Origin of the sequence: Agrobacterium sp. OT33, assembly GCF_017313365.1 — a bacterium.
GTDB classification, from domain to species: Bacteria; Pseudomonadota; Alphaproteobacteria; order Rhizobiales; family Rhizobiaceae; genus Agrobacterium; species Agrobacterium rhizogenes_A.
On record NZ_JAFLMZ010000005.1, the window covers coordinates 268,596 to 294,675 of the forward strand.

General features: G+C 60.9%; 25 protein-coding genes. 15 read left to right on the top strand and 10 right to left on the bottom strand.

What is annotated here, in order from left to right; genetic code table 11:
* Positions 1-26 precede the first annotated feature (26 nt).
* The 5 genes from JZX88_RS14115 to JZX88_RS14135 all read left to right on the top strand — a co-directional run bounded on the left by JZX88_RS14115 (position 27) and on the right by JZX88_RS14135 (position 4,189).
* A complete protein-coding gene (locus JZX88_RS14115) occupies positions 27-1,016 on the top strand; it encodes an ABC transporter substrate-binding protein (RefSeq protein ID WP_206913948.1) in 990 nt (329 codons plus the stop codon).
* Between the two features lie 62 nt (positions 1,017-1,078).
* A complete protein-coding gene (locus JZX88_RS14120) occupies positions 1,079-1,828 on the top strand; it encodes an SDR family NAD(P)-dependent oxidoreductase (RefSeq protein ID WP_065116934.1) in 750 nt (249 codons plus the stop codon).
* 8 nt (positions 1,829-1,836) lie between these two features.
* A complete protein-coding gene (locus JZX88_RS14125; protein ID WP_174029861.1) occupies positions 1,837-2,523 on the top strand; it encodes a DUF4286 family protein in 687 nt (228 codons plus the stop codon).
* 9 nt (positions 2,524-2,532) lie between these two features.
* Positions 2,533-3,381 carry a fumarylacetoacetate hydrolase family protein gene (locus tag JZX88_RS14130; RefSeq protein ID WP_206913949.1) on the top strand — a complete coding sequence of 283 codons (849 nt, stop codon included), beginning with the start codon at positions 2,533-2,535 and terminating at the stop codon, positions 3,379-3,381.
* Positions 3,382-3,403: 22 nt separating this feature from the next.
* On the top strand, positions 3,404-4,189 hold the full coding sequence (locus JZX88_RS14135; protein WP_206913950.1) for a 2-keto-4-pentenoate hydratase: 786 nt from the start codon (positions 3,404-3,406) through the stop codon (positions 4,187-4,189).
* A 78-nt stretch (positions 4,190-4,267) separates the two neighbouring features.
* Here JZX88_RS14135 and JZX88_RS14140 read toward each other — a convergent pair whose 3' ends face one another.
* Positions 4,268-5,173 (bottom strand): LysR family transcriptional regulator, encoded by a 906-nt coding sequence (locus JZX88_RS14140; RefSeq protein WP_206913951.1) that lies wholly within the window; start codon positions 5,171-5,173, stop codon positions 4,268-4,270.
* 185 nt (positions 5,174-5,358) lie between these two features.
* Between JZX88_RS14140 and JZX88_RS14145 the strand changes: the two genes are divergently transcribed.
* Complete coding sequence (locus tag JZX88_RS14145) at positions 5,359-6,414, top strand: aldo/keto reductase (protein WP_206913952.1); 1,056 nt, start codon at positions 5,359-5,361, stop codon at positions 6,412-6,414.
* A gap of 49 nt (positions 6,415-6,463) precedes the next feature.
* Here JZX88_RS14145 and JZX88_RS14150 read toward each other — a convergent pair whose 3' ends face one another.
* Positions 6,464-7,414 (bottom strand): bile acid:sodium symporter family protein, encoded by a 951-nt coding sequence (locus tag JZX88_RS14150; protein WP_206913953.1) that lies wholly within the window; start codon positions 7,412-7,414, stop codon positions 6,464-6,466.
* Between the two features lie 334 nt (positions 7,415-7,748).
* Here JZX88_RS14150 and JZX88_RS14155 point away from each other — a divergent pair, with 334 nt between their 5' ends.
* From JZX88_RS14155 to JZX88_RS14165, 3 genes are all read left to right on the top strand, one after another.
* Positions 7,749-8,348 (top strand): superoxide dismutase, encoded by a 600-nt coding sequence (locus tag JZX88_RS14155; protein ID WP_110760009.1) that lies wholly within the window; start codon positions 7,749-7,751, stop codon positions 8,346-8,348.
* 104 nt (positions 8,349-8,452) lie between these two features.
* Positions 8,453-8,788, top strand: a complete 336-nt coding sequence (fdxA, locus tag JZX88_RS14160; RefSeq protein WP_065116941.1) for a ferredoxin FdxA — start codon at positions 8,453-8,455, stop codon at positions 8,786-8,788.
* Positions 8,789-8,799: 11 nt separating this feature from the next.
* Entirely contained in the window at positions 8,800-9,372 is a 573-nt protein-coding gene (locus JZX88_RS14165) for a flavin reductase family protein (RefSeq protein ID WP_206913954.1), read from the top strand.
* A gap of 31 nt (positions 9,373-9,403) precedes the next feature.
* On the opposite strand, the gene JZX88_RS14170 is transcribed toward JZX88_RS14165, so the two are convergent.
* Positions 9,404-10,333, bottom strand: a complete 930-nt coding sequence (locus JZX88_RS14170) for an AraC family transcriptional regulator (protein ID WP_161991759.1) — start codon at positions 10,331-10,333, stop codon at positions 9,404-9,406.
* A gap of 93 nt (positions 10,334-10,426) precedes the next feature.
* Here JZX88_RS14170 and JZX88_RS14175 point away from each other — a divergent pair, with 93 nt between their 5' ends.
* A complete protein-coding gene (locus JZX88_RS14175; RefSeq protein ID WP_206913955.1) occupies positions 10,427-11,176 on the top strand; it encodes an SDR family oxidoreductase in 750 nt (249 codons plus the stop codon).
* Between the two features lie 63 nt (positions 11,177-11,239).
* Here JZX88_RS14175 and JZX88_RS14180 read toward each other — a convergent pair whose 3' ends face one another.
* From JZX88_RS14180 to JZX88_RS14205, 6 genes are all read right to left on the bottom strand, one after another.
* Entirely contained in the window at positions 11,240-12,034 is a 795-nt protein-coding gene (locus JZX88_RS14180) for an inositol monophosphatase family protein (protein WP_206913956.1), read from the bottom strand.
* Entirely contained in the window at positions 12,022-12,918 is an 897-nt protein-coding gene (locus tag JZX88_RS14185; protein ID WP_206913957.1) for a glycerophosphodiester phosphodiesterase family protein, read from the bottom strand. The genes JZX88_RS14180 and JZX88_RS14185 overlap by 13 nt, the downstream gene beginning before the upstream one ends.
* A 47-nt stretch (positions 12,919-12,965) precedes the next feature.
* The gene (locus tag JZX88_RS14190) at positions 12,966-13,832 is read right to left on the bottom strand and encodes an ABC transporter permease (RefSeq protein WP_065116947.1); all 867 of its coding nucleotides are present in this window, start codon (positions 13,830-13,832) and stop codon (positions 12,966-12,968) included.
* Positions 13,829-14,683, bottom strand: a complete 855-nt coding sequence (locus tag JZX88_RS14195) for an ABC transporter permease (RefSeq protein ID WP_142858044.1) — start codon at positions 14,681-14,683, stop codon at positions 13,829-13,831. Before JZX88_RS14195 ends, JZX88_RS14190 begins: the two co-directional genes overlap by 4 nt.
* Positions 14,683-15,723: an ABC transporter ATP-binding protein gene (locus JZX88_RS14200; protein WP_206913958.1), complete on the bottom strand. Its 1,041-nt coding sequence runs from the start codon at positions 15,721-15,723 to the stop codon at positions 14,683-14,685. The genes JZX88_RS14195 and JZX88_RS14200 overlap by 1 nt, the downstream gene beginning before the upstream one ends.
* Positions 15,724-15,806: 83 nt before the next feature.
* On the bottom strand, positions 15,807-17,036 hold the full coding sequence (locus JZX88_RS14205; RefSeq protein WP_206913959.1) for an extracellular solute-binding protein: 1,230 nt from the start codon (positions 17,034-17,036) through the stop codon (positions 15,807-15,809).
* A 145-nt stretch (positions 17,037-17,181) separates the two neighbouring features.
* Here JZX88_RS14205 and JZX88_RS14210 point away from each other — a divergent pair, with 145 nt between their 5' ends.
* The 5 genes from JZX88_RS14210 to JZX88_RS14230 all read left to right on the top strand — a co-directional run bounded on the left by JZX88_RS14210 (position 17,182) and on the right by JZX88_RS14230 (position 23,869).
* Positions 17,182-18,330: an ROK family protein gene (locus tag JZX88_RS14210; RefSeq protein WP_206913960.1), complete on the top strand. Its 1,149-nt coding sequence runs from the start codon at positions 17,182-17,184 to the stop codon at positions 18,328-18,330.
* Positions 18,331-18,536: 206 nt separating this feature from the next.
* Positions 18,537-19,043 carry an RNA polymerase sigma factor gene (locus JZX88_RS14215; RefSeq protein WP_174029833.1) on the top strand — a complete coding sequence of 169 codons (507 nt, stop codon included), beginning with the start codon at positions 18,537-18,539 and terminating at the stop codon, positions 19,041-19,043.
* Positions 19,044-19,128: 85 nt separating this feature from the next.
* Entirely contained in the window at positions 19,129-20,097 is a 969-nt protein-coding gene (locus JZX88_RS14220; RefSeq protein ID WP_206913961.1) for a FecR family protein, read from the top strand.
* A 119-nt stretch (positions 20,098-20,216) separates the two neighbouring features.
* Positions 20,217-22,646 (top strand): TonB-dependent siderophore receptor, encoded by a 2,430-nt coding sequence (locus JZX88_RS14225; protein WP_206913962.1) that lies wholly within the window; start codon positions 20,217-20,219, stop codon positions 22,644-22,646.
* Positions 22,646-23,869 carry an MFS transporter gene (locus JZX88_RS14230; RefSeq protein ID WP_206913963.1) on the top strand — a complete coding sequence of 408 codons (1,224 nt, stop codon included), beginning with the start codon at positions 22,646-22,648 and terminating at the stop codon, positions 23,867-23,869. Before JZX88_RS14225 ends, JZX88_RS14230 begins: the two co-directional genes overlap by 1 nt.
* Before the next feature lie 57 nt (positions 23,870-23,926).
* Here JZX88_RS14230 and JZX88_RS26375 read toward each other — a convergent pair whose 3' ends face one another.
* The gene (locus JZX88_RS26375; protein ID WP_206913964.1) at positions 23,927-25,909 is read right to left on the bottom strand and encodes a phosphatase PAP2 family protein; all 1,983 of its coding nucleotides are present in this window, start codon (positions 25,907-25,909) and stop codon (positions 23,927-23,929) included.
* Positions 25,910-26,080 lie beyond the last annotated feature (171 nt).

Below are 26,080 nucleotides of genomic sequence, written 5' to 3' on the forward strand. Positions count from 1 at the left end.
CATTCAATTAAAAACGGGAGGATAAAATGTTCAATATAATGAAAAAAAAGCTTTCGGGCGGCGTGATCGTGCTCGCCGTGGGTCTGGCGGGCATTCAATCGGCTGCGGCTGAGGACAACGTGACGCTGCGTCTCAATTTCCTTTTGAGCGGTGTCCACACCATCTTTTATTATGGCGCCGAAAAGGGCTTCTATAAGGAGGCCGGCATCGATCTGCATATTGGCGAAGGCCAAGGCTCGGCGCGCACGGTCCAGTCAGTCGCAACCGGCGGCGACATGTTCGGCATTGCCGATGGCGGCAGCGTCATTGCCGGCGCTTCGAAAGGCGCACCGGTCAAATCCGTGCTCGGCCTGCTCAACACGTCTCCCTACGCGATGACGTTTCGCGCGGATTCCGGTGTGAAGTCCATCAAGGATGTGGAGGACAAGACGGTCGCAGCTAGCGCCGGCGAGGCTTCGCTCGCTCTCCTACCCGCCGTCTGGAAAAAAAACGGCGTCGATGCGTCCAAGGTCAACATTCTGAATGTGGATGGCCCTGGCAAGATTATCGCCATCATGCAGGATCGTGCGGCAGGTATTCTCGGCGGGCTTGAAAACCAGGTCGTGGTTCTGAATTCCAAGGGCCTGGAGCAGAAAGTGTTCTCCTTCGCAGAGCTCGGCGTCAACACGCAAGGCCTGACTATCATCACCAATACCAAGCTGGTCGACAGCAACCAGGATCTGGTCAAGCGCTTCGTGGCCGCATCGCTAAAGTCTATCGAGGCAGCCAAGGCTGATCCCGACGCTGCCGTTGCAGCGGCAGTGAAAGAAAAACCGACTGGCGATCCCAAGCTTCTCAAAGAGCAGCTCGAAATCTCGCTCAAGCTTTTACCGTCACCATCCGCGCCATCCGCGCCGCTCGGCGAAATGGCCGCGGCAGACTGGCAGCAAACACTCGATCTGATGAAGGAATATCAGGACATCAAGACCGATATGCCGGCAGACGCCTTCTTCACCAACAGCCTGATCGCAAAATAACGGCAGGCGCAGGAAGCCCGGTGAATTCTACCGGGCTCGATGCGCAAGAATGGTTTTCAAACATGTCCACACATTATGATCTTGAAGGCCGGGTGGCGGTCGTGACCGGCGCTGCGGGCGGCTTCGGTGCCGCCATCAGCCAGCGCCTACGAGACTGCGGCGCAACGGTGGTTCATTGGGATCTGCCGGGCGCCTTAAAGGACGGTTCCTTTGGCGACCTGCCGCATGCCGGTGTCGATATCAGCGACGCAAAAAGCATAGGGGCGGCTGCCATCAATCTGCAACGGCAGTTCGGCAGACTTGATATTCTCATCAACAATGCAGGTATTGTCGGTAGCGTCGCTCCCTTATGGGAAATTCCCGTCGAGGAATTTCGCCGGATCATCGACATCAATTTATTTGGCTCCTTTTTGGTCTGCCGCGCTCTGGTGCCACTGATGATCGAGACGGCGAAAAAAAACCGTTTCGGCCGCATCATCAATGTTGCCTCCATCCAGGCCAAGGAAGGCATGCATCAGGCAGCTGCCTATAGCGCCGCCAAGGCCGGCCTTGTGGCCATGACCAAGAGCCTTGGCAAGGAGCTCGCAACGGCTGATATTCTCGTCAACGCCATCACCCCCGCCGCCTCCATGACGGCGATGAGCATCGATGCGCCGAAGGAACGGCTGGACGATATTCTCTCCCGCATCCCCATGCGGCGTTTTCTCGAACCCGCCGAGGTCGCCAATATGGTGGCCTGGCTCTCTTCTTCCGAATGCAGCTTCTCAACCGGCGCGGTTTTCGACCTGTCCGGTGGTCGCGCAACATATTGAGGGAACCAATGTCTCTTTTGGGAAAAGCCGTCGTCGCCATCTGGAACGACATCTTGCCGGAAGGCCGCGAAAATTTCATTGAATGGCACAATCGCGAACATATTCCCGAGCGGGTATCGATACCCGGTTTCCTGCGCGGACGCCGCTATATCGCGCAACAGGGAACACCCGAATATTTCACGCTCTATGAGGCAGCGGATGCGCAGGTACTGGTAGGCCAGCCCTATCTAGACCGGCTCAATAATCCCACCCCCTGGACAAAACGTTCAACCACTGACTTCCGCAACACGACACGCGGTGTCTGCAACACCGACTATTCTTATGGGTGCGGTGACGGCGGCTTCATCGCCACTTTTCGTTTTGATGCGGCCGAGGCCGACAGGGCGACAATCCGATCGATGCTGGCCGAGGCTCTCTGCGAAACCGGCAAGCTGAACGGCGTCAGCGGCGCCCATTTGTGCATTGCAGACAATGGCGCAAGCAGCCTCGAAACCGCCGAACGCAAAGGCCGGCAGGTTGGCGTACCCAACTGGATCATCATGATCGAAGGCGGCTCGGCCTCTTCCGTCTCCGGTGCTTCAGACAGCTTGGTACAACACCTCTCCAGAACCGAGCTCATCGGCCTCGCGGAACCTGGACTTTATCGCCTTGAATTCGCACTCAGCGAAAATGCCGTTCAGCAATCAGCTGCATAGGAAAACCCGATGAAATTTCTTCGTTATGGTCCCATCGGCCAGGAAAAACCCGCAGCGCTCGATGCGGAGGGTAACATCCGCGATCTTTCTTCCGTCGTCGCCGATATTGCTGGGCCGACCCTCTCACGCAGCTCCCTTGAAAAGCTGGCGAAAATTGATCTTTCGTCGCTTCCGGCCGTATCATCGGATGTCCGGATCGGTCCCTGCGTCGGTGCTGTCGGTAATTTTGTTGCGGTCGGCCTCAATTACATCGACCATGCGCTGGAAACGAACACGCCCATCCCCGAAGAGCCGGTGCTTTTCAACAAACACACGTCCTGCATTTCCGGCCCGAATGATCCGATCTACCTGCTAAAGGATTCGGAAAAGACTGACTGGGAGGTAGAGATCGCCTTCGTTATCGGTGAGCCCGCCTATCATGTGCGGGAAGAAGATGCGCTCTCCGCCATAGCGGGTTTCTGCGTCTGCCATGACGTCTCCGAGCGCGCCTTTCAGATAGAACGCGGCGGCCAATGGACCAAAGGCAAAAGCGGACCGACATTCGGTCCTCTCGGACCATGGCTGGTCACGCCGGATGAAGTCGGCAACGTGCAAAATCTGGGCCTGTGGCTCGACGTCAACGGCCAGCGCATGCAGACCGGTTCGACGTCCAAGATGATTTTCCCGATCGCGACGCTTGTTTCTTATATCAGCCGCTTTATGCGCCTCATGCCGGGCGACGTTGTCACCACTGGCACGCCGCCCGGGGTTGGCCTTGGAATGAAACCGCCTGTCTTTCTAAAAGCCGGCGATGTGGTCGAACTCGGCATTGATAGCCTTGGCACACAGCGTCAAATCGTGACAGCATTCGACGTGTAAGATCGTCAGGAGACATGAGTGAATGACAGCAATCGAAAAACTGGCTGAAAGCTTCACCACAGCGAGTCGCGAGGTCACGAAGATTTCTCTGGCGGCGGTTCAGGGCGAGGACCTCATTCCCACCACCCTCGAAGAGGCTATGGCGGCTCAGCGGGCTTTTGCGAAAAACTGGGCGAAACCGGTTGCCGGCTGGAAACTGGCGATCCGCCCGGATGGCGAGGCCATCGGGGCGCCCATGTTCGATTGCGTTCGGGTCGACGAAACCAACGTCGCTTTTTTTCCTCAAGATGGCACCGAAGGCATCGAGATCGAGATCTGCTTTACCCTTTCCGCCGATATCCCGGCCGCGACCGAAGGGTCGCTGACCAGGGACGACCTGATAGGATTTATCGACAAGGTCCACCTTGGCGCTGAACTTCTTCGCTACAGGCTGGTGGAAAAAAATCAGGTGCCGTTTCCGCTTTTTCTCGCGGATCGCCTTGCCAACCACGGCTTTGTCATCGGTCCGGAAGTGGATAGAGGCATCGTGGATGTCTTTGCCGGAAATGGCGAGAACTTGCCGCAGCTCACCGTTACCGAGGGGCAGTTATCGTTGTTCGATGCTACAGTAAAGCATCCGAATGGTGATCCGCTCGCGCCGCTGGTCGCCTTTGCCAATGCGGCATTCAACACAGGGGGGATGCTCAAGGCAGGCAATGTCGTGACGACGGGCAGCCTTTGCGGCGCGATACCGAACATGCTTGCCGGCAAGACACACATAACGCTGAAATCGGTTGGTGCCTTCACGCTGTCCGGTCCGAGGCCATAGGCGTCCGGTCCTCCGGATGCTCTTTTTTCGGCCGCCTGCCGCCTTCATCCCGCCGCGACTTCCGATGCCATCGAAAGGTCATTTCACCCGCCCGTATTCGCCCAGAAAATCGAGCAGCGCCCGGATGCGCGCTGGAAGAGGTCCGCGCTGACCGACATAAACGGCATGAAACATCTCCGTCTCGCCCGTATCGAGGTGATCGAGGACCGATATGAGCCGGCCGGCGGCGATATCCTCCCGCACGGTGAAGGCAGCAAGGCGAACCAGACCGACACCGGCAAGGGCAAGACGGCGAAGGCCCTCGCCATCACTGACCTGCACGCGCCCGGTCGCCGGAATGACGGCGGTCTTTCCGCCGTCCCGCAACGGCCACCCCTCGACTGACCGGATATAGCCAAATCCGAGGCGATTATGATCCTCCAGATCGGCGATGGTTTGCGGCACGCCACAGCGCTCCAGATAATCCGGGGCTGCGGCGATGATCATCCTTGTCTCACCGAGTTTCCGGGCGACGAGAGTTGAACTCTTCAGCGGCCCGGCACGCACCGCGACATCCATGCGTTCCGCAAGAAGGTCGACCGCCAGATCCGTCTGGACGATATCGAGCGTGATACCCGGATGAAGCGCCAGAAACCGTGGCAGGACGGGCGCAAGAATATGCGTTGCATAGGAAGCGCTGGTGTTGATCCGCACGCGGCCGACAGGCTGTTCGCCCCGACCGGCGGCGCGTTCGGCCTCTTCGAGATCGGCGAGGATGCGGGTGGCCCTTTCATAGAAGGCGCAGCCCTCCGGCGTTATCTGAAGCTGCCGGGTGGAACGGTTGAGCAGACGCGCGCCAAGGCGGCCTTCCAGCCGTGCGATCAGCTTGCTCACCGCCGAAGGCGTCATGTTTGCCGCGGCGGCCGCGCGGGAAAAACCGCCGAGTTCGACGACCCGCACGAAGATTTCCATCTCCCCTGCCCGGTTGATCTCCAGTCGCGCCATGATGACTTCATCTCACAAGTGATAGTATTTTCGGCATTCTATTTCATTGAAGAGCGAGCGTCTATCTTCAGACAGCGATTGAAACGCATCGCAATCTTCATCTGCCAGATCATGACGGGATGGACAGAGCGCGGCGCGGCCAGAGCCCCGTCCGCGACCATTTCGAAGCAACAAAGGAACGCTCCATGGAATATCGCCATCTCGGCCAATCCGGCCTGAAAGTGCCGGTCTTGAGTTTCGGCACCGGAACCTTCGGCGGCTCCGGCCCGCTCTTCAGCAACTGGGGCAATTCAGACGCCACGGAAGCCCGGCGCCTGATCGATATTTGTCTGGAAGCCGGCGTCAACCTGTTCGATACCGCCGACGTCTATTCCAATGGAGCATCGGAGGAAGTGCTTGGCGAAGCCGTTAAGGGAAGGCGCGACAGCGTTCTGATCTCAACCAAGACCAGCCTGCCGATGGGCGACGGGCCAAACGAGGCCGGATCCTCCCGCTTCCGGCTGTTGCGCGCGGTGGATGATGCCCTGCGCCGCCTAAAGACCGACTATATCGACATCCTTCAGCTCCATGCCTTCGATGCCTTCACGCCGGTTGAGGAAGTGCTGGCGACGCTCGATACGCTCGTCCGCTCCGGCAAGGTGCGGTATACAGGTGTCTCGAATTTTTCAGGCTGGCAGATCATGAAATCGCTTGCCGTCGCGGACCGATATGGCTGGCCGCGTTATGTGGTCAATCAGGTCTATTATTCCCTGATCGGCCGGGATTACGAATGGGATCTGATGCCGCTCGGCGCGGATCAGGGTCTTGGCGCAATGATCTGGAGCCCGCTCGGCTGGGGACGGTTGACCGGAAAAATCCGCCGCGGCGCGCCGCTGCCCGAAGGTAGCCGCCTGCATGAGACCGCCAGCTTCGGCCCGCCGGTGGAGGATGAACATCTCTACCGCGTGATCGATGCGCTCGATGCTGTCGCGGAAGAGACGGGCAGAACGGTGCCGCAGGTCGCCCTCAACTGGCTGCTCAGACGCCCCACTGTTTCCACGGTAATCATCGGCGCACGCAATGAGGAACAGCTTCGCCAGAACCTCGATGCCGTGGGATGGGAACTGACATCCGCACAGGTGGCGAAGCTGGACGAGGCCAGCGAGACGACTGCTCCCTATCCGCATTTCCCGTATCAGCGCCAAGAGGGCTTTGCCCGGCTTAATCCACCGGCCATAACACGTCAGACTATGCCGCTCTAAGGCAGCGTCAGGCCGCCTGAATTACAGGCGGCCCGACAGATATGGAGATTCAGCCGGCTTCGTTGGCGGAGCCTGCGTCCACCCGGCCCGAAAACCAGTTCGCCAGAACCGCGCCGGAAATATTGTGCCAGACGCTGAAAATGGCGCTCGGAACCGCGGCGAGAGGCGAGAAATAGGCCGTGGCGAGTGCGGCGCCAAGGCCGGAGTTCTGCATGCCCACCTCGATCGCAATGGCCTTGCGTTTGGCGAGCGACAGGCCCGTTGCCTTTGCCGCGAGATAACCGAGGAGATAGCCAAGCCCGTTGTGCAGCACGACGACAGCGAAAATCATCAGTCCGGACTGGGCGATCGCGGCTTTTGATCCTCCCACGACGGCCGAAACGATGAGGACGATGCCGATAACGCTCACAAGCGGCAGTGCCGGAACGGCGGTCTTGACGAGGCCGGGCAGGAGTTTCTGCAGGGCAGCGCCGAGGGCGAGCGGAACCAGAACGACCTTGACGATGCTGAGGAACATGGCCCAGCCATCAACGGGCAGGAACTGGCTCGCAAACAGCCAGACGAGGAATGGCGTCACCAGCGGCGCGGCAAGCGTGGTTACCGAGGTGCAGGCAACGGACAAGGCGACATCGCCCTTGGAGAGATAGGTCATGACGTTGGAAGAGGTGCCGCCCGGGCAGCAGCCAACCAGAATGACGCCAGCGGCGACTTCCGGCGGCATGGGAATGATCCGGGTCAGCAGCACCGCCAGAAGCGGCATGATGAGAAACTGGCCGAGTACGCCGATCGTCACATCGAACGGCCTTTTGACGACCTCCTTGAAGTCATCGACCGAGAGAGTGAGCCCCATGCCGAACATGATGATCGACAAAAGTGTGACGATCCACGGTGCAATCTGTTTGAACGTATCCGGAAAGAAAAAGCCAAGCACGGCGAACAGGATGACCCAGGCGGCGAAGGTCTTGCCCACGAAAGCCGAAACGGCTGCCAGCGTTTTCATGTCTATACTCCCAAAATGAACACCTGACCCGTCTAGTCGCCGGGCTCGCTGTGTCAAGGCCACAACGGACTTCAACTGCCGGCATACGGACCATTTGGAAAAATCCGGGTGCCGATACGGAGGCAAGCGGGCTTTTGACGATGTCTAATCGCAATCCCTGCCCCACCCACTATCCGGGCATGGCAGAAAATAAGTCCGGCATCCGATATCCACGTCTTCACCCCTCAAAATACCTCTTGACCTCAACCAAGGTTGAAGTTCTAGAAGTGGTGTCACCTTGTTTTCGCAAGGCTCTTTCCATGCTCTTGAGCGAACAGTTGACAAAGGATACCCCATGGCTTTCCAGCTTCCCGATCTCCCCTATGCCCATGATGCGCTGGCCCACTCGGGCATGTCCGAGGAGACGCTGAAGTTTCATCACGATCTCCATCACAAGGCCTATGTCGATAACCTCAACAAGGCGATATCAGGTACCGAATGGGAAAAAAGCAGCCTCGAGGACATCGTCCGCGGCACCTATGAGAAGGGCGCGGTGGCGCAGTCCGGCATCTTCAACAATGCCTCCCAGCACTGGAACCACAATCTCTTCTGGGAGATCATGGGGCCGGGAAACCATGCCATCCCGAAGGCGCTGGAAGACGCGCTGACGCAATCCTTCGGTTCGGTATCGCTGTTCAAGCAGAATTTCGCCCTTGCCGGCGCCTCGCAGTTCGGCTCGGGCTGGGCGTGGCTGGTGGTGGATACCGACGGCACGCTGAAGATCACCCGCACCGAAAACGGGGTCAATCCGCTCTGCTTCGGGCAGAAGGCGCTTCTTGGCTGCGATGTGTGGGAACACAGCTATTACATCGATTTTCGCAACAAGCGTCCGGCCTATATCGAGAACTTCCTCGACAATCTGGTGAACTGGCAGGCAGTGGCCGCCCGCCTCTGATCTGAGCCCCACCGATCCGGCCGGCCCCGCTGCCCCGGGCGACTGGCCGGATCAGGCGCAGCCGGACAGCCGCCGTCCGGCTGCAACTCCATTCGAGCATTGCCATGCCCTATGTCGTCACCGAAAACTGCATCGCCTGCAAATATATGGACTGCGTGGAGGTCTGCCCGGTCGAATGTTTCTACGAAGGCGAGAACATGCTCGTCATCCATCCCGACCAATGTATCGATTGCGGCATCTGCGAACGCGAATGTCCTGCGGCGGCAATCCGGCCGGATACCGAGGCGGGGCTGCATGTCTGGCTCGACCTCAACCGCCACTATTCCGGCATCTGGCCACGCGTGCATCAGAAAAGGACGCCGCCTGACAATGCCGACATCATGAATGGCGCTGCGGCCAAGTTTTCCATTTTTTCGAAGAATCCGGGAGCGGGCGGTTAGCCCGGCACTGCATGTCTCATAATCTCAGGCTGATCGATGGCGGTGTCGTCAATCACGCGCATATCCCGCTGAAAGCCTCGGCCTCCCCGGCGATCTCACCGCGTGAATTCAAGGATGCGATGGCCGGCCTCGCCTTTACCGTGGCTTTGGCCGCCGCCGCCCATGCCGGAGAGCGGATCGGGCGAACGATCACCTCCTTCATGCCACTCAGCGCGGAGCCGCCGCTTCTGATGATCTCCATCGACGCCAGCAGCCGCATGGTCGATCTCATCGCCGCAAGCCGGCGCTTCTCCGTTTCGGCGCTGGCCAGAGGGCAGGAAGAGGTTGCCGACGTGTTTGCCGGAAAGGGCAACCTGCCAGACCGGTTTTCCGTTGGCGACTGGGATCTCTGGCCTTCGGGAAACCCGAGGCTTGCAGATACGCTGCTATCCATGGATTGCGAACTCGTCGGCTCCATCGATGCCGCCGACCACATCCTGTTCGTCGGGGCCATCATCGAAGTGACGTCTGATCCGACGCGCAAAGCCCTGCTCTGGAGTGAACGCTCCTACACCGGCACGGAGGAACGCGGAGCCAACTCCTGAAGGGTTTCAGGCGTTGCCATGAGGGCAATAGCTAGAGAAAAGCCGTGGAATGGGGATGATCGTCATTGTTTGCCCGGGCAAAGCTTCCCGGAGCAACGCCCATTCTCCGGCGAAACGCGGTGCTGAATGCGCTGGCGGATTCATAGCCGATTTCATCGGCAATGCGGTCGAGCGATTTTACCCCGCGCAGGAGCGCATCTCTCGCAAGCGCCATCCGCCACCGGGCGAGATATTCGATCGGCGCGCAGCCCACCATGTCAACGAAACGCGCGGAAAAGCCCGAACGCGACATGCCGGCGATTCCCGCCAGTTCCGCAACCGTCCAGCCCACGCGAACATCTTCATGCATCGCCGATAATGCGCGGGCAAGGCCGGGTAAACGCATTGCCTTTACCAATCCCGCGGGAATTGCCGCATTCCCCACTCCCGGCCGGCGCAGCGCTTCCACCAGAAGAACTTCCAGCATGCGCCGGATGATCAGTTCCTTGCCTGGATCCTCCCCGGCGCATTCCTCTGACAATAGCTCGATCAGCCGCGCCAGCCGCGATGCGCCTTTCTCCGCCGCCGGCACGTAGATCATTTCGGGCATCAGTGACAGCAGAAGTGAAGCATTGATGCGTTCGAACCGGAAGCTTCCGCCCAGCGCGACAAAATCAGGCGCCCCCTCCTGTTCGCCATGGCGGACAGCCCGATCCTGCGGTTCGACGGGGACGCACTCGACATCGGTCTCGCTACAAAGCGAAAAAGCGGGCGTTGTGGGCAGAAGCAGGAAATCTCCGCATATCAACCTGAGAGGAGCTCGGCCTTCCATCATCACCCATGCGGCACCGGCAAGGACGAGCGCGAAACCCGGCGCATCATGCGGACGATAGCGCACTCCCCATCTGCCCTTGCCGGAAATCGGCTTGGAGACGGCGGCGCTGGGTCGCAAAAGGTCGACGATATCGCTGAGAGGATCCATGTTTGGACGATCAATAACAAATAATAGCCATTTGAGCATATATCATCCAGTTCAGCCCGTCTATCTCCTGCACATCAACAACGGAGATTTACCATGACCAACACCATCCTCATCACCGGCACGTCGTCGGGTTATGGCAAAGCGATTGCCGAACTGTTCCTCGCACGCGGCTGGAACGTCATCGCCACCATGCGGCGTCCAAGCGCCACCCGCTTTGCTGACGATACCGGCCGGTTGCGCGTGCTGTCACTGGATGTGACAGACGAGCATAGCATTGCAGCAGCGATCGATGCGGCCGGCCCGATTGACGTCTTGGTGAATAATGCCGGCATCGGTATGGTCGGCGCCTTTGAGGCTACGCCGATGTCGGCGGTGCGCACGATCTTCGACACCAACAGCTTCGGTGTGATGGCCATGACACAGGCCGTCATCCCGCAGATGAGAAAACGCCAGTCCGGCATGATCATCAACGTCACGTCCAGTGTTACGCTTGCTTCTTTCCCGCTTGCCGCCGCCTATACCGCCAGCAAGCAGGCCATTGAGGGATTTACCGGTTCGCTCACGCATGAACTGACGCATTTCAACATTGGCGTGAAGCTGGTCGAGCCGGGTTATGCCCCGACAACCAGCTTCACGAACAACGCCATTCTGCCGCTTGAGCAGCTGCTTCCCGAAGATTACATGGGCTTTGCAGGACCAATTCTCGAGACTTTCTCCCAACCGGCTTTGACCACCCATGAAAGTGATGTCGCCGAAGCGGTTTGGAGCGCGGTGCACGACACCTCGGGACAGCTCCACTTTCCAGCGGGCGCGGATGCCGTTGCTCTCGCCCGCAAACACTGAACTTCAGAAAGCAGCGGGATGCCGAGTGTCTGAAGAGCACCCGGCCTCTGCTTTTCAGAAGATTCACGCGGGCTCCGCAGGCACTTTTCCCCTGATTTCCGGCCACAGCCCTTCCGTCACCGCCATCAGCGCCGGCGTTGCGGCGGCGACCCAGGGGATACCGCTGCCAGAGCGCGTTCCGATACGGACATCGAGACCCGCTTCCCTTGCGAGAACGACGCCGCCGGCGATATCCCACATGGTCGTCAGCTTCTGCAGATGGCCGTCGAAGATGCCGCGCGCGGCAAAGGCAAGGCCGATCGATGTCGAGCGGATGGATTCCACCACCCAGCCCGCATGCCGAAGCCCGACGTTAAGGGCCGCCACCTCTTCCGCATCGGCAGCGGCGCTATCGCCCAGCGACATGACCTGCACATCCTCGAAGGGCACATGGCGGGCAAGCGGCTTGCCGTTCAGCATCAGCCCGGTTCCATCCGCCGCCGCATAAATGTCCTTGAACACCGGCATGGCGACGACGCCGAGTTCCGGCCGGCCGTTGCGCACGAAGCCGAGGGAGATGCCCCAGAGCGGCGAACCGCGCAGGAAATTGGCGGTGCCGTCGATGGGATCGATGATCCAATAGGCGTCATCGGCAACGCCGCCCATTTCTTCCCCCAGCACCGTTTCTCCGGGAAAGGCCGCCGCCAGACGGTCGCGCACCAGCTTTTCGACTGTGGTATCGGCTTCCGAGACGAAATCCTGAAAACCCTTCGTCCGGGTGGCGATGCCGTCGCGCGCCTCGAAAAAGCGAAGGGCAAGGCCCATCGCTTCCTCGACTATGGCGACCGCGCTTTCGAGACGCTCGCTCATCGTGTCCATGCTCTGCCCGTCTCGCCGGCGCCGGCCTTCAGCCAGTTGGTGAAGGCTTCGACTTCATCGGTCTGGACCGCGCCGACGCCCGCCCCGGCGAGAGCACCCCAGACGGCTTCGGGATTTGAAAGCGCCCGCGTATCGTTGAAATCAAGGCAATGGGAAACGTCGAGCGAGTTGATCCAGAGGCGGATATTCTGGCGCTCCATCTCGGCACGGCCCTCGGCCAGATCGGCAATATCGGTAAATTTCACCTCGATCATCGGCGCCTTCAAGGCCTCGATCCGGCGCAGATCCTCGGCAAACTTACCCTTTCTCACCGGGAACATCGGCATATGCGGAATCTTGCCGAACCAGTCGGTCGCCAGCACTTCGAAATGGCCGGCCTCAGGATCGATATCGGTTTTCACCAGCACCTGATCCTCGACGCCAAGCCGCAGCACGGTTTCCATGACCTGTGGCAGATCGCGGGTGAATTTGGTGTCGATATTGACGGTGATCCTGCCGCGCGCCTCTTCCAGCAATTCCTCCAGCGTCGGCACGCATTCATCGGTCACGCCAGCCGCATCGCCGCCCGCGCCGGCCTTCAGCTTCGCTGCGCGGACCACCTCGAAAGGCAGCGCGCTCACGGTGCCCTTGCCCGTCGTGGTGCGGTCGAGCGTTTCGTCATGAATGACAACCAGCCGGCCATCGACCGTCGCCTGCGTGTCGATCTCGATCATCTCGACGCCAGCGGCAACCGCGGCGCGGACGGAGGCGAGCGAGTTTTCGGCGGTGGCGCTCCAGAAACCGCGATGGGCGATGGTGAGGATGGCCGGATTGTCGCGTGAGCAGAGCGCAAGCACATTGCAGGCGGTGGAGGTCTTTCGGGAGGTGGCAAGGGTCTGGTGCATGATTTTCACTTTCGGACGTTGCAATTACCGGGGTTTGGCTTCCCGGATCAGATTTTCCCCATGCCCGCCGCCATCAGATCGTCGCGCAGGATGCGGCCGGCGATGATGAAGACGATGAGTGCGGGAAGAAGCAGGATGAAGGAGACGATGGAGGCGAGCGGCAGCTGCATCGAATAGGGGTCGAGATACATGTAGAGCTTGATCGGCAGCGTCTCGACAACAGGCGCGCCGACGATGAAGGACTTGTCGAATTCCTCGAAGCTGCCGATGAAGGACATCAGCCCGCCGGCGAGAAGGCCCGGCACCGCCAGCGGCAATATGATGTGCAGGACGATGCCGATTGTTCCCGCGCCGAGCGAGCGGGCGGCATGGATGAGATCGTCTGGAATGGTCTCCAGCGCCGCCGTCATCAGCCGGATCATCAGCGGCAGGGTGCCGACGATCTGAACGAGAATGACCCCGGTTACTGAATAGGCAAGGCCGAAGAGAAGAAACACCTGCCCGATGCCGACGGCGACGACCAGCCCCGGAATGATGATCGGCGCCAGAATGAAAATCTCCACCAGCCGTTTCAGCCGGAAGGGAAAACGCGCCATGGCCCAGGCCGTGGGTAACGCGATGGCCGCCGTCAGGAAGGTGACGACGATGGCGATCAGGATACTGTTGATCGCGGCGCGGATGAGGCTTGCATCGCCGAGAATGCCCGCCCAGCGCGCCGTGGTGTAATGCTCCGGCACAACAAGCGGCGGCGACCAGCCATCGGCGATGCTCCAGAGGAACATCAGAGCCAGCGGCACGGCGATGGCGAGCGTCAGCGCGCCATAAAGACCGATGGAGACGAAAATCCTGTCCTCCGGCGTAAAGGCACGGCGGCGGGGAGTGATTGTAGGTTCAATGGTGATAGCGCTCATCATGCGTCTCCGCGGGTTTGGCCGGGGCCGATGCGGGATGTCAGCGAATAATAGAGAATGAGGACGGAGACCGCGAAGAGGCTCAACACCATGCCCATGGCATAGACCTGATTAAAGCGGCCCTGATTGAACTCCTGGATCATCAGCACCGAAAGCGGCCGGGCCGTCGGCGGGCCGACGATATCGGGAATGGCATAGGAGCCCATGGAGCCGATGAAGGTCAGAAGAATGGCGGCGGTGATGCCGGGCATGGCGAGCGGCACTTCCACGAAGAAAAATGTCTTCAGCCGCGACGCGCCAAGCGTGCGGGAGGCATAACGTATATCCTCGGGGATGGCCGCAAAGGCGCTGGTGATGATCAGCGTCATGAAAGGTATCTGCTTCCAGACGCTGGCGAGAATGACGCCGATGCCCCAGTCATCACGCACGAGCTTGGGCAGTTCGAGCCCGAGCGGCGCGACCAGCCGGTCGAGGAACCCGCCCCTTTCGAAAACCACGATCACCATCAGGCCGACGATGATGCCCGGCACCGCCATCGGCAGCTTGTAAAGGCCGCTGAACAGTTTTCGCCCGAGAAAGCTCTTGCGGATCAGAAGCGCCAGTGGCACCGAAACCGCAAGCGAGACGATGACGGGCATGACGCCGTAATAGATGGAGGTCGTAAGACCACGGATCATCGACGGGCGGGTGAAAATCCGCTGGTAGAACATCAGCGTGAAGCTGCCATCCTCCTGCCTGAAACTGCCGACCAGCGCCGACAGCAACGGCCCGCCGAAAAAGACCAGAAGATACCCGACACCCGGCAAAAGCAGGAATAGAAGCTGGGCACGCCTGTTTCGAAGGAGCCCGGCCATCATGCCGCCTCCCCCGCCATCCTGTCATCGAGAAGATGGACCGAACCGGGAAATTGCAGGGCGACCCTATGCCCGGCATCGATCAGAGTTTCAGCACCGGACTGGCTGATCCGGATATGGCGGCCGCTGATCTCGACCGTATAGAGCGCATTGGCGCCCATGAAGGAAACGGCGGAAACCGTGCCCTCGCCGGCCTGATCGGCGCGGATCTGGATGTTTTCCGGACGAACGGAAATCTGGACACTTCCGGCGGCAACCCGGTCAAGCGTCACGGACTGCCCCCAGGGCAATTGCGCCTGCTGGCCCTGCGCGGAGACCGGCAAAAGATTGGTCTGGCCGAGGAAGCCGGCGGTAAAGGCGTGTTTCGGCGAGCGGTAAAGCTCAAGCGGCGTGCCGATCTCGACCACCCGGCCGGCATTCATGACGACGATCCGGTCCGACATCGCCATGGCTTCGGCCTGATCGTGTGTAACATAAAGGCTGGTGGCGCCGATGCGGCGGTGAAGCTCGGTCAGCTCATGGCGCAGCGTATCGCGAAGTTTGGCATCGAGATTGGAAAGCGGCTCGTCGAACAGAAGCAGGCTCGGCTGCATGACAATGGCCCGCGCCAGCGCCACACGCTGCTGCTGGCCGCCGGACAATTGCCGGGGCATGCGATCCACCAGACCGGCGAGGTTGCAAATCTCCAGCGCATGGGCGATGCGCCGCGCCCGCTCGTCCTTCGCGACCTTCTTCATCTTCAGCCCGAAGCCGAGATTTTTGGCGACCGACATATGCGGGAAAAGCGCATAGGACTGGAACACCATGGCGATGTCGCGCGCCTCCGGCGGCGCCTGATCGATGCGTTTGCCACCAAGGTGGATTTCACCGCCCGAAGGCTGGCTGATGCCGGTGAGGATGCGCAAAAGCGTGGACTTGCCGCAACCGGAAGGGCCGAGAATGGTGACGAATTCGCCCCGCTCCACGGTGATCGATACGGGATGAAGCGCCCGGCTTGCGCCGTAATCCTTGCTGATATTGCTGATCTCGAGTTCACTCATGGCGAGCCTCCCTCATATTTTTGACCAAGGCTATCCGGACCGTGCAGCCACTTGCGGCACACGATCCGGCAATCCTTGTCGCGTTACTGGTTGAGGACTTTTTCATCGAGCGCTTCGGCAAGCGCTGTCGACATGTCCCAGAAAGCCGGCAGCGACAGGCGCGGATAGACACTCTGCGGCAGCACATGCTCCTGCACCGCCTTCGGCATCAGATCATTGGTGACATCGGCGCGTGGAGAGCGGGAAGCCTTGTTTTCCAGCTTCCAGAGCTGGAATTCCTTGCTCATCGCCATATCGATCAGCAGCAGCGCCGAGGCGACGTTCTTGGCGTTGGCCGGCACGAACATGGCGTCGCCAGAGCCGACCTGGCCCTTTTCCAGAAGCGTGATGCGGAAACTGTCAGGCAATTGTTTGGTGCCGAGGAAGCTCATGACCTGGTCTTCCCAGACCGTGCCCATGTGAAGCTGCTGGTTGTTGATGAGGTTGAGCGTGTCGGCATTGCCGTTCGTCAATTCAGCCACGGCCAGAAGACGGCGGTAATAGTCCCAGACAGGCGTAAGGCACTCGGACTCCATGGCCCAGTCCTCGGCCTGCTGCAGCGTCTGGTTATAGTCGGTGAGCTTTGCACGGCAGTCGCCGGTGAGATAATTGAGCGCGACCGAATAGATGAAACCGCCGCCGGAACCGCCCTTGGCCGGCAGGGTGACGCCAAGCCGCTTGGGGTTCTTTTCGGCCCAGACCAGCAGGTCCTCGAAGCTCTTCGGCACATCCTCGGCTTTCACGAAGGCAGAGTCATAACCGATAGCCGTCTGGTTGAGATGCACCAGCGGGAAGCTGCCACCATGCGGCTTGCCGAAGACGGTCTCGGCCATTTCCGGATTATAGTTGGCCATGTTCGGCAGAATTTTCGTCAGCGCAATATTGCCGACAACACCCTTGGCGGAAAGAAGCGGATAGCTGCCGCCACCGGCGAAATAGGCATCGACGGGCGAATCCTGCCCTGCCGCCTGTACCGCGATCAGCTGCTGGTTCGCCTGATCGCCCTTCACGTCGCTATAGGCGACCTTGATGCCATACTTGGCTTCGAAACGGTTGATCAGCTCCTTCCAGGTATCGGCGAAACTGCCGGCGAAATTATACATCGTCACCGCACCCTCGGCTTTGGCGGCGGGAACGACGATCTCGTAGAAATTGTCGCGCGTGACCTTCGACAGATCGAAGTCGAGGTTTTTCATGTTGCTGTCTGCCGAAAGGCACGGCGCTGCCGTCGTCGCCAGCGCAAGCGCGGCGATCGCAAGAAATTTCATGCGCATTGAATGGTTCCTCCTGAGGACCCGTTGTTGACCGGCCCCTTATTAATACACTCTAAGTGTAATATTTGTGACAGTCCAGTGAAAAATGCTGTCGCAAACCAATGCCCCATGTTGCCGCCGCTTCGCGCAGCCGTTATCCAAGGCCATGACAACAGATCAGACGCCGCACCAGACCTTTGACCGCCAGCCGCTTGCCAGCGAAAACGAGCGCCTCATTCTGGATATCGTGCGCCGCCACGGCCCCATTGCCCGTGCATCGATCACCGGCCACACCAACCTGACGCAGCAATCCGTGCACCGGTTGATCGAAGGCCTGCTGGAGCGTGGGCTTCTGCAAACCGGCGCGCCGCTCAAGGGCACGCGCGGCCAGCCGAGCCCCACCATCGAGCTGGTGCCGGAGGCGGCTTATTCGCTCGGCATTTCCATCAACACCGACTCCGTGGTGATCTGCATCGCCGATTTCCGCTGCGACGTCGTCGTCGAGGAAAAGCTGAAGATGCTTCCGGAGGACCGCGAGGAGACGCTGGCGGCCTTGTCACAGGCCCTCGAAAGGCAGCTCTTGGAACACGGCATCCCGCGCGAGCGCCTGCTTGGCCTCGGTTTTTCCATGTCCGGCTTCTTCGTGTCGGAGGACCGCGCCTTCAATGCGCCGGAGCCCCTGCGCGACTGGTCGCTGATGGACCTGAAGCCGATCCTTGAGAAACGGTTCCACCTGCCGGTCTGGCTGGAGAACAACGCCACCACGGGCGCGATCGGCGAAAGCCTTCGCGGTGTCGGCTCCTGGTGCCAGACCTTCGCCTATCTGTCATTCAACTACGGTTTCGGTGGCGGACTGATCCTTGGCGGCCAGCCGTTTCACGGCTTTCATGGCAATGCCGGGGAATTCAGCGGCATATACAGCCCGGATGAATCGCCCAAACGGCCGGCGCTGCAATATCTCATCGCCACGCTCCAGAAAAACGGCGTCGACATCCACTCGATCGAACCGCTTTATCAGCAGTTCGACCCCGCATGGCCGGGCGTCGAGGAATGGCTGGCGGAAACCATGCCGCAGGTGGACAGGCTGGTGGCGAGCCTGATCGCGGTCCTCGATCCGCAGGCCATTGTCTTCGGCGGGCAATTGCCGCGCGCGCTCGGCCAGATGATGATCGAACGCACGCACATGCCCTCCCAGCGCGAACATCGTTATGGTGTCGGGCCAAAGGAGGCGAAGCTGGTTCTCAGTGAAACCAAGGGCGATCCATCCGCCATCGGTGCTGCGCTGCTGCCGCTCAGGGTGCGCTACTTCCTTTAAGGGGCGGGCCAGACAAGCTGATGTAATCCCGCAACAATCATCACGGAAACGTGAGCCTGATCCGCCCCCCGGTTTTTTACCGGTTGGCAGCCGGCGCCGGAAGGCAGTAAATATGACAACAACAATCATGTTTATTGCGACATGATGCGGTGCGCCTGTCCCTCGCCCGCCTCATGCGCCAGGCCGATACGCCACCGGGTCGATTGATGAGCAAAGCCCTGTTTGAGGTTCTTGATGCCAAGGAAGAAAACCGCCTGATGCGGTTTTTCCGCCGGCGCCTGCAGAACCGGGAAGACGCCGCCGACGCCATGCAGGAAACCCTGCTGCGGGCGCTGGAAGTTTCTCATGCGACGCTGATCGACAATCCGCAGGCCTATCTCTTCCAGATCGCCCGGTCGGTCGCCCGCCTGACGGTCATCCGCCAGTCGCGCGAGCGGCCGTTATTTGCCCCTTACGAGACGGGTTTTGCCGTTGCCTGCGAGGAACCCGGGCAGGAACGGATTGTCGCCGGCCGGCAGCATCTCGTCCTGATGGCAGGCGCCATCGAGGCCCTGCCGACGCGGTGCCAGCAGGTTTTCGTGCTGAGCCGTCTGCATGGCCATTCCAATGGCGAGATCGCCGCCCGTCTCGGCATTTCCCGCAACATGGTGGAAAAACACATCATCAAGGCGCTGCTGCACTGCCGTCGGATCCGCGCGGAAATAAAAATGTAAACCGGCATCAGGTGTTCGCATCCTTTTTCACTCTATAAGGGAAAAGGAATAAACATCGGCACGCAACAAAACGGCAGATCAGGACATGAACGAACGCCCGTACGGCCTGAAGGATGGCGGCCTGACCGATGACGGTCTGGCCGAAGAGGCGGCGCTGTGGGTGGCGCGCATGCAATCCGCAGATGCGACGGAAGCAGAGCGCGAGGCGTTTCATGTCTGGCTGCGGGCCGATGCCGCCCATGCTAGCGCCTATGAGGACATGCAGAGCCTCTGGGGCGAGCTTGGCGATATCGAGCTTGCGCCGGCTGAACAGCCAAAAAGGCGCGGGCCACGCCGGGCGGCGCTGGCGGGTGTGGCCGGTCTCTGCATGATCGGGCTTGCGGCGCTGTTTGCGGAGAACAGCGGGCTTAAGGACCGCTGGCAGGCGGATTATTACACCGAAATCGGCGAGACGCGGGTGCTGGCGCTGGAAGACGGCAGCCGCATCAGCCTGAATACCGACACGGCGATTGCCGTGCACTATTCGCAAGACGAGCGGCGCATCACCCTTCTTCGCGGCGAAGCCTATTTCGATGTCACGAAGAACCCGGAGCGCCCCTTCATCGTCACGGATGGATCGTTGACGGCCAAGGCGCTCGGCACCCATTATTCGGTGCGCGCCGGCAGCGGCGCGCTGCCGCAGGAAGTGCAGGTGGAGGAAGGCCGCGTCGAGGTGACGACGGATACCGATGTCGCCGTTCTCACGCCCGGCGAAACCGTCACGCTTGACGACAATGGCAGGCTGGTGCGCGCCCGCAAGGATGTTGCCAACAGCATGGCCTGGCGGGAAGGCAAGCTCGTCTTTTCCGGCCAGCCGCTACGCGAGGTTCTCGATACCCTCTCCCAGTATCGCCGGGGCCGCATCGTCATTCTGGATGAGGCGGCGGCAAGGCAGCACGTATCCGGCATATTCGACCTGAAGGATACCGATCAGGCCCTGATCATTCTCGAAGAAAGCCTTCCCGTTTCGGTGTCACGGCTTTCGAACATGCTGGTTTTTGTCCGCTCGCGATAAAAAGTAACTTTTTTACGGCTCCGACGTCAGGAGGCAGCCCGCCTTTTCACTCTAGGCAATCAGTACCCGTTTCGGCTTGCGCCGGGACGGCTTGAGATCATGAGTTGAGAGGGAAAGACATGAATTTGGGCAAGCAGGCACGCGGCTGGTTCTGGCTGACGACGACGGCGATCATCGGGGGCATCGTCGCGGCAGGTCCCGGCGCCACCGGCGCCAGAGCGCAGACACCGCCCGCCGCAAGCGGTGCGCCCGCAACGGTCACGGTCTCCATTCCCGCCGGCCCGCTGGAAAACGCCATCCTGACCTTCGGCCGTCAGGCCAATCTGCGTATGGTCTATCCCTCCGCCATCACCAGGGGCCGCAGCACGGCGGGCGTCAAGGGCACGCTCAGCGTCTCGGCCGCCGTCAGCGGGCTTCTGGCCGAATCGGGGCTGAACTATAGTCTGGCCGGCGGCAACACGGTCCGCATTTTCGATCCCGCAAATCAGGCCGGAGAGAGCGGCGGATCGGCCGCCGCCGGCACCACCCTGCTCGCCCCCATCACCGTGCAGGGCAACGGTCTGGAAGGCGCCAGGGGCGTTTTGGAGAGCAAGGGCTATGTCGGCAAATCCGGCCGCACCGCCACCAAGACCGACACGCCGATTGCCGAAACCGCCCAGTCGATCACCACCGTCAGCCGCAAGCAGCTCGATGACCTGAAACCGCAGAACCTCTCGGAAGCGTTGAACTACACGCCCGGCGCACGCATCGGCCAATATGGCGCGGAACCGCGTTTCGACGCCTTCAAGGTGCGCGGCACCGATCTCAGCACCACCGGCATCTTCCGCGACGGGCTGCGGCAGGTCAGCAGCCAGAACGGCAGCGCCCGGCTGGAACCCTATGGCGTGGAAGCCGTCTCCATCCTGCGTGGACCTGCCGCCTCCATCTATGGCGCAAGCAGCTCCGGCGGCATTGTCGACATCATCTCGAAGCGCCCGACGGAGGAGACGCTGCGCGAGGTGGAACTGCAATATGGTTCCTTCGGCCGCGTGCAGGGCGCCTTCGATCTTTCCGGCGCCGTCGACGATGAAAAAACCATGCTTTACCGCCTGACAGGCCTTGCCCGCGACGGCCGCAACGAAATCAGCGCCATCAAGGACGACCGGCTGTTCATCGCGCCCGCCTTCACCTTCCAGCCGGATGCCGGCACCAAACTGACGCTGCTCGGCGAATATATGGACAGCACCACCGGCGGCACCTGGGGCTACATCAACAAATATGGCGCCAGCGGCACCTCCATCGGTGCGACATCGGTCTATGGCGGCGATTCCCGCTTTAATGATTTCGAACAAAAACAATGGCGTATCGGCTATGAGTTCGAGCACGAAATCAACGACAACGTCACCTTCTACAGCAAGGCGCGCTATTCCGCCCTTTCGGCCGACCAGCAATGGGTGTTCGACAGCTGGCCCGGCATCACCATCGAGGAAAATGAGGGCGTTTCCGCCGACAATTACCTGAAGACCGAATTCGACACCGGCCCGGCAAAACACACGCTGCTGACCGGCATCGACTTCAGCCACATGTCCTACACCTCGAAACAGGGCGGCGGTCCGGACCTGTTCACCGACACCTACACCTATACGCCTGACGTATCGCTGATCCTGACGCAGCGCATGAACACGCTGGGCATCTATGCGCAGGACCAGATCGAGCTTGACCGCTGGCGCCTGACGGCGGGCATCCGCCACGACTGGCTGGACACCGAATATCAGGCCCAGACCGTCGGCGCGGCGACGGCTCCCACCTATGACGGCGATGAAACCAAAACGACGGGCCGCGCCAGCCTCGGTTATGTCTTCGACAGCGGCGTGATGCCCTATGTCAGCTACGGCACCTCCTTCGTCGCCAATCCGGGCGTCATCATCACCTCGGGAACGGTGACGGGGCAGGCGCAGCCGACGGTCGGAAAGCAATATGAACTCGGCGTCAAATACGCCCTGCCGCAATATAATGCCCTGCTGAGCGCCGCCTTCTTCAATCTCGATCAGGACAACGCCACGGTCTACGAGACCTCCTCCGGCATCAACCTGCTGCGCCAGCTCGATCTGCGCTCACGCGGGGTGGAACTGGAAGCCACGGCCTCGCTCGACAATGGCTGGAGCGTCATCGCCTCCTATTCCTATAACGACGTTGAAATCACCAAGCTGACATCGGAAACGGTGGGCAAGCAGCTCAATTCCTCGCCCTATCACACCTTCTCGCTCTGGGCCGATTACGAGTTCCAGGATGGCGCGTTTGAAGGCCTCGGCATCGGCGCGGGCCTGCGTTATGTCGGATCGAGCTTCGGCGACAACCAGCACACGCCCATTCTCGACAATGAGGCCCGCACCTTCGTTGATGCTTCGCTGCGCTACGATCTCGGCAAGGCCCTGCCCTCGCTGGAAGGCGTGAAGCTGCAGATCAATGCCACCAACCTTCTCGACGAGGTGAAACAGGTCTGCACCACGGGCTTCTGCTATTATGACGAAGGCCGCAAGGTCGTCGGCAGCATCCGGTACCGTTTCTGATGTTGCAGCAGAACCCCGTCGCAACAAAGCCCTCGCCGGCCGCCGTCTTCGTGGCGGTCGGCGGGCTTTATGTCGGCCAGAGCGTGATTGGCGGGCTGACCTTTCTCGGCCTGCCCGCCGTGCTCAGAACCGCCGGCCTGCCGCTGGACCAGATCGGCCTGCTCTATCTCACCGTTCTGCCCTGGGCGCTGAAATTCCTGTGGTCGCCGCATGTGGAGCGTTACCGGCTGCCGCCGGTCGGCAGGAACCGCTCGCGGGTGATCGTCGGTGCCGGCATCATCACCTGCGCCTGCGGCCTCGCGCTGCTTGCCTTCACCGGCCCTTCGCCGGTTTCCGTTGCCATCGCCATCCTGTCGGTGATCGCGCTGGTGACGGCGACCGTCGACATCGCCTGCGACGGCTACGCGGTCGAAACGCTGGCGGCCGAACATCACGGCTGGGGCAATGCCGCGCAGGTGGGCGGCTCCTATCTCGGGTCGGCTATCGGCGCGGGCCTGTTTCTGGTGCTGGTGGAACGCGCCGGCTGGATGAGCGCCACGCTGGTCATGGCCGGACTGATCATCCTGCTTGCCCTGCCCTTCCTGTTCGGCCCGGCGGCAAGAACGGTGGCGCAGACCCGGGATCACCTGCCCTCGATCGGAAATGCCCTGCGGCGGCGTGAGGTGCGCACCGGCCTCCTGGTCGCGGCCGTTTATGTCGCCGCGCAGAAATGGGGGCTGGCCATGCTCGGCCCGTTTCTGGTCGATTACGGCTTTGATCTCGCCACCATCGGCGCGCTGAACGGTGTCGGCAGCATGATCATCGGTTTTGCCGGTGCACTGCTCGGCGGCACGCTGGTCAGGCTTTACGGCGCGTCGCGGGTTCTGCTCGTCGCCATCTTCGTGCAGACGGCGCTGCTTTGCGTCTTCGCCTATTTCAGCGTCCACCGCGATGTCTCGCAATGGGTGGTCATGGCGGTGGCGGTGGCAAGCTCGTCGGGCATCATGTCCATCGGCTTCGTCGCACTTTATGCCTGTTTCATGGGCTGGTCCGATCCACGGCAGGCCGGGGTCGATTTTACCCTGTTCCAGTGCATGGATGGCATCGTCAGCATGGCCGGCGGTCTGGGGGCCGGCGCGATCGCCGAAAAATTCGGCTATCAGGCCTCCTTCGCACTGGCCGCCATCGTCTCCCTGCTCGCCGCACCCGTCATCTTTCTGCTGATGCGGCGGCAGCACGCCTGAATAAAACCCCGCCGGGCGCAACGTCTTCAACCGCGCCCGGCAGAACCTTGCATCGGCCTATTCGACCACCACCGACAGTGCCGAGCCGGTATAGACCGGCCGCACCTTCACATTGCCCGCATCTATCGTGGCGAATGTTCCGGTCAGGCCGTTGGCGGAGATCACGTCGAGCCGCGTGCCGGCTGCCGGTGCGCCGCCGTCAAAAACGAGCTTCAGCGCCGCGCCTTCCAGCACCGCATTGCCCTTGATCCGCAACGCAGCCTTCTGCGGATCGACCGCCAGCGTGCCGCCCGACTGCGCATAATCGCCGCCGATGACGGTATCCTGTTCTCCCGCAAGCGAGAGCGTGCCGCCGCTGACCAGCACGCCGCCGGTTCCCAGCGCATCGGCAGACGATGCCACCAGCGTTCCGTCCCTGACAATCGTGCCACCGCCATAGCTGTTGTGGCCGCTGAGCGTCAGCGCGCCGCTACCGGATTTGACGAGGCGTCCCGCCCCGGCAATATCGTTCGTCCAACTGTCTGCCGCATTAAAGCCGCCGGCTGCGGCATCCATGGTCACCTCGACATCGCCGTCAAACGCGCCGTAGCCACCGGCGGCGGCCACCAGATTGATACGGCCCCAGCCGTTGCTGTCATCCAGCAGCGGATAACCGGCCTCGATGCCGGTGGAAAACAGCACGGCGCGGCGCTCTGCGGCGTCGAGATAAGGCAGGCGCGTTTCCAGCAGGACCTCCGCCCCCTTCGGCACCACCATCGCCGCATCGCCCGCGGCCTTGTCGCGGCTGAAGGAATAGGTCATGCGCCTGCGATAATCCGCCCCGTTCTTCGCCGCATCGGCAAATTGATCGACATCCGGCTTTGCGCCATGGGCGAAATCGATGAGCGACTGACCCTGCGGCAGACGTTTGGCGAAATAGGCCTGCAAGGCCTCATGCGCGGCCTTCTTCACCTCCGCATTTTTCGGGTCCTGCAACATGGCGGCGGCCATGGCGGTCGCGGTGATGCGGCCGCCGATCACGTCGAGCGGCGAATGCATGCCGGCGACGATGCGGCTTTCACCGAGTTCGGAGGCCGCCGTCAGCAGTTCGGAAAAACGCTCCGGCACGGCATAGGCATAGGCGATAGCGGCAAGATAGGCGGCATTGGTGTGCCCGCTCGGAAAACCGCCATCCTTGGCGCGGCCGCGATTTTCACGGGCATATTTCAGCGCCGGCACGATGACGCCGGCGTCGCTGTCATGGCTTTCGAATGAACGGTCGCCGATCGTTTCCTTGCCGGTCTCGATCACCTCGCCCTTGGCGTTCATGCGCCAGGGCCGTGGTGTGGAATAGAAATATTTCGCCGGCGATGTCGTGCCTTCCGGGCCACGGATCACCTTCATGAAGGCGACGAAATCCTTCAGCTCGCTATCGGCCGCACCCGCCTCGGTGCCCTTGTCGTCCTCCTTGCGGGTGATGACCTCGTTCGGATCGAAATCCGAAAGCGTATGATTGATCGTCGTCGTCGCGCCCGCGCCTTCGCGATACCAGTCGGCAAGCGGGCCCATGCCGTCGATGACGCTGTAACCCTGTGAACGGCGATCATTCATATAGGCTTCGAAAGCGGCAGCGCGCGTGCGGTTTTCACCGGTCACGGACAGCACGTAACGCATGTTTTCCTGCCAGACGGCGGGATCGACGATCTTCACATGGCTGAAATCCGAGGGGCCGTCGCCATTGGCGCCACCATCCGCCCATTTCTCATCGCCGAGCGTCCAGATACGGTTGAAACCCGAGAGGATTTCGATGATCGGGTTGTCCCGGTCGTCATAGGCGCGGACGTCCTCGCCCTTCTCATTCTTGCCGGTCTGGTTGCGATAATTGTCGGCGAGCGGCAGCGGATAGGTCGCGGCAGGTTCCGGCACCGTGATGGCGTAGCCCTGACCTGCCGGTCCGGTGCGATCGAATGCTTGCGCGCTCGGGACAAGAACCAGCAATGCGACGGAGGCAAGCAGGGTCGGGCGTGCGGACGGAAAAGACGACATCTTCAGTTTGGCCATGACGAATCCTATGATTTGCAGCGATTGACGCGTGACGAAAACAGGCGGCGCGGCTTCCCGCGCGCCTCGTCATCAGGTTTAAACGGAGCGTATTTCAGTTTTTCGATGGTGCTGATCGAGACAGCATATGCGGCACTATCCGCCCAAAAAAGGCGGAGAGATATGCCCGGA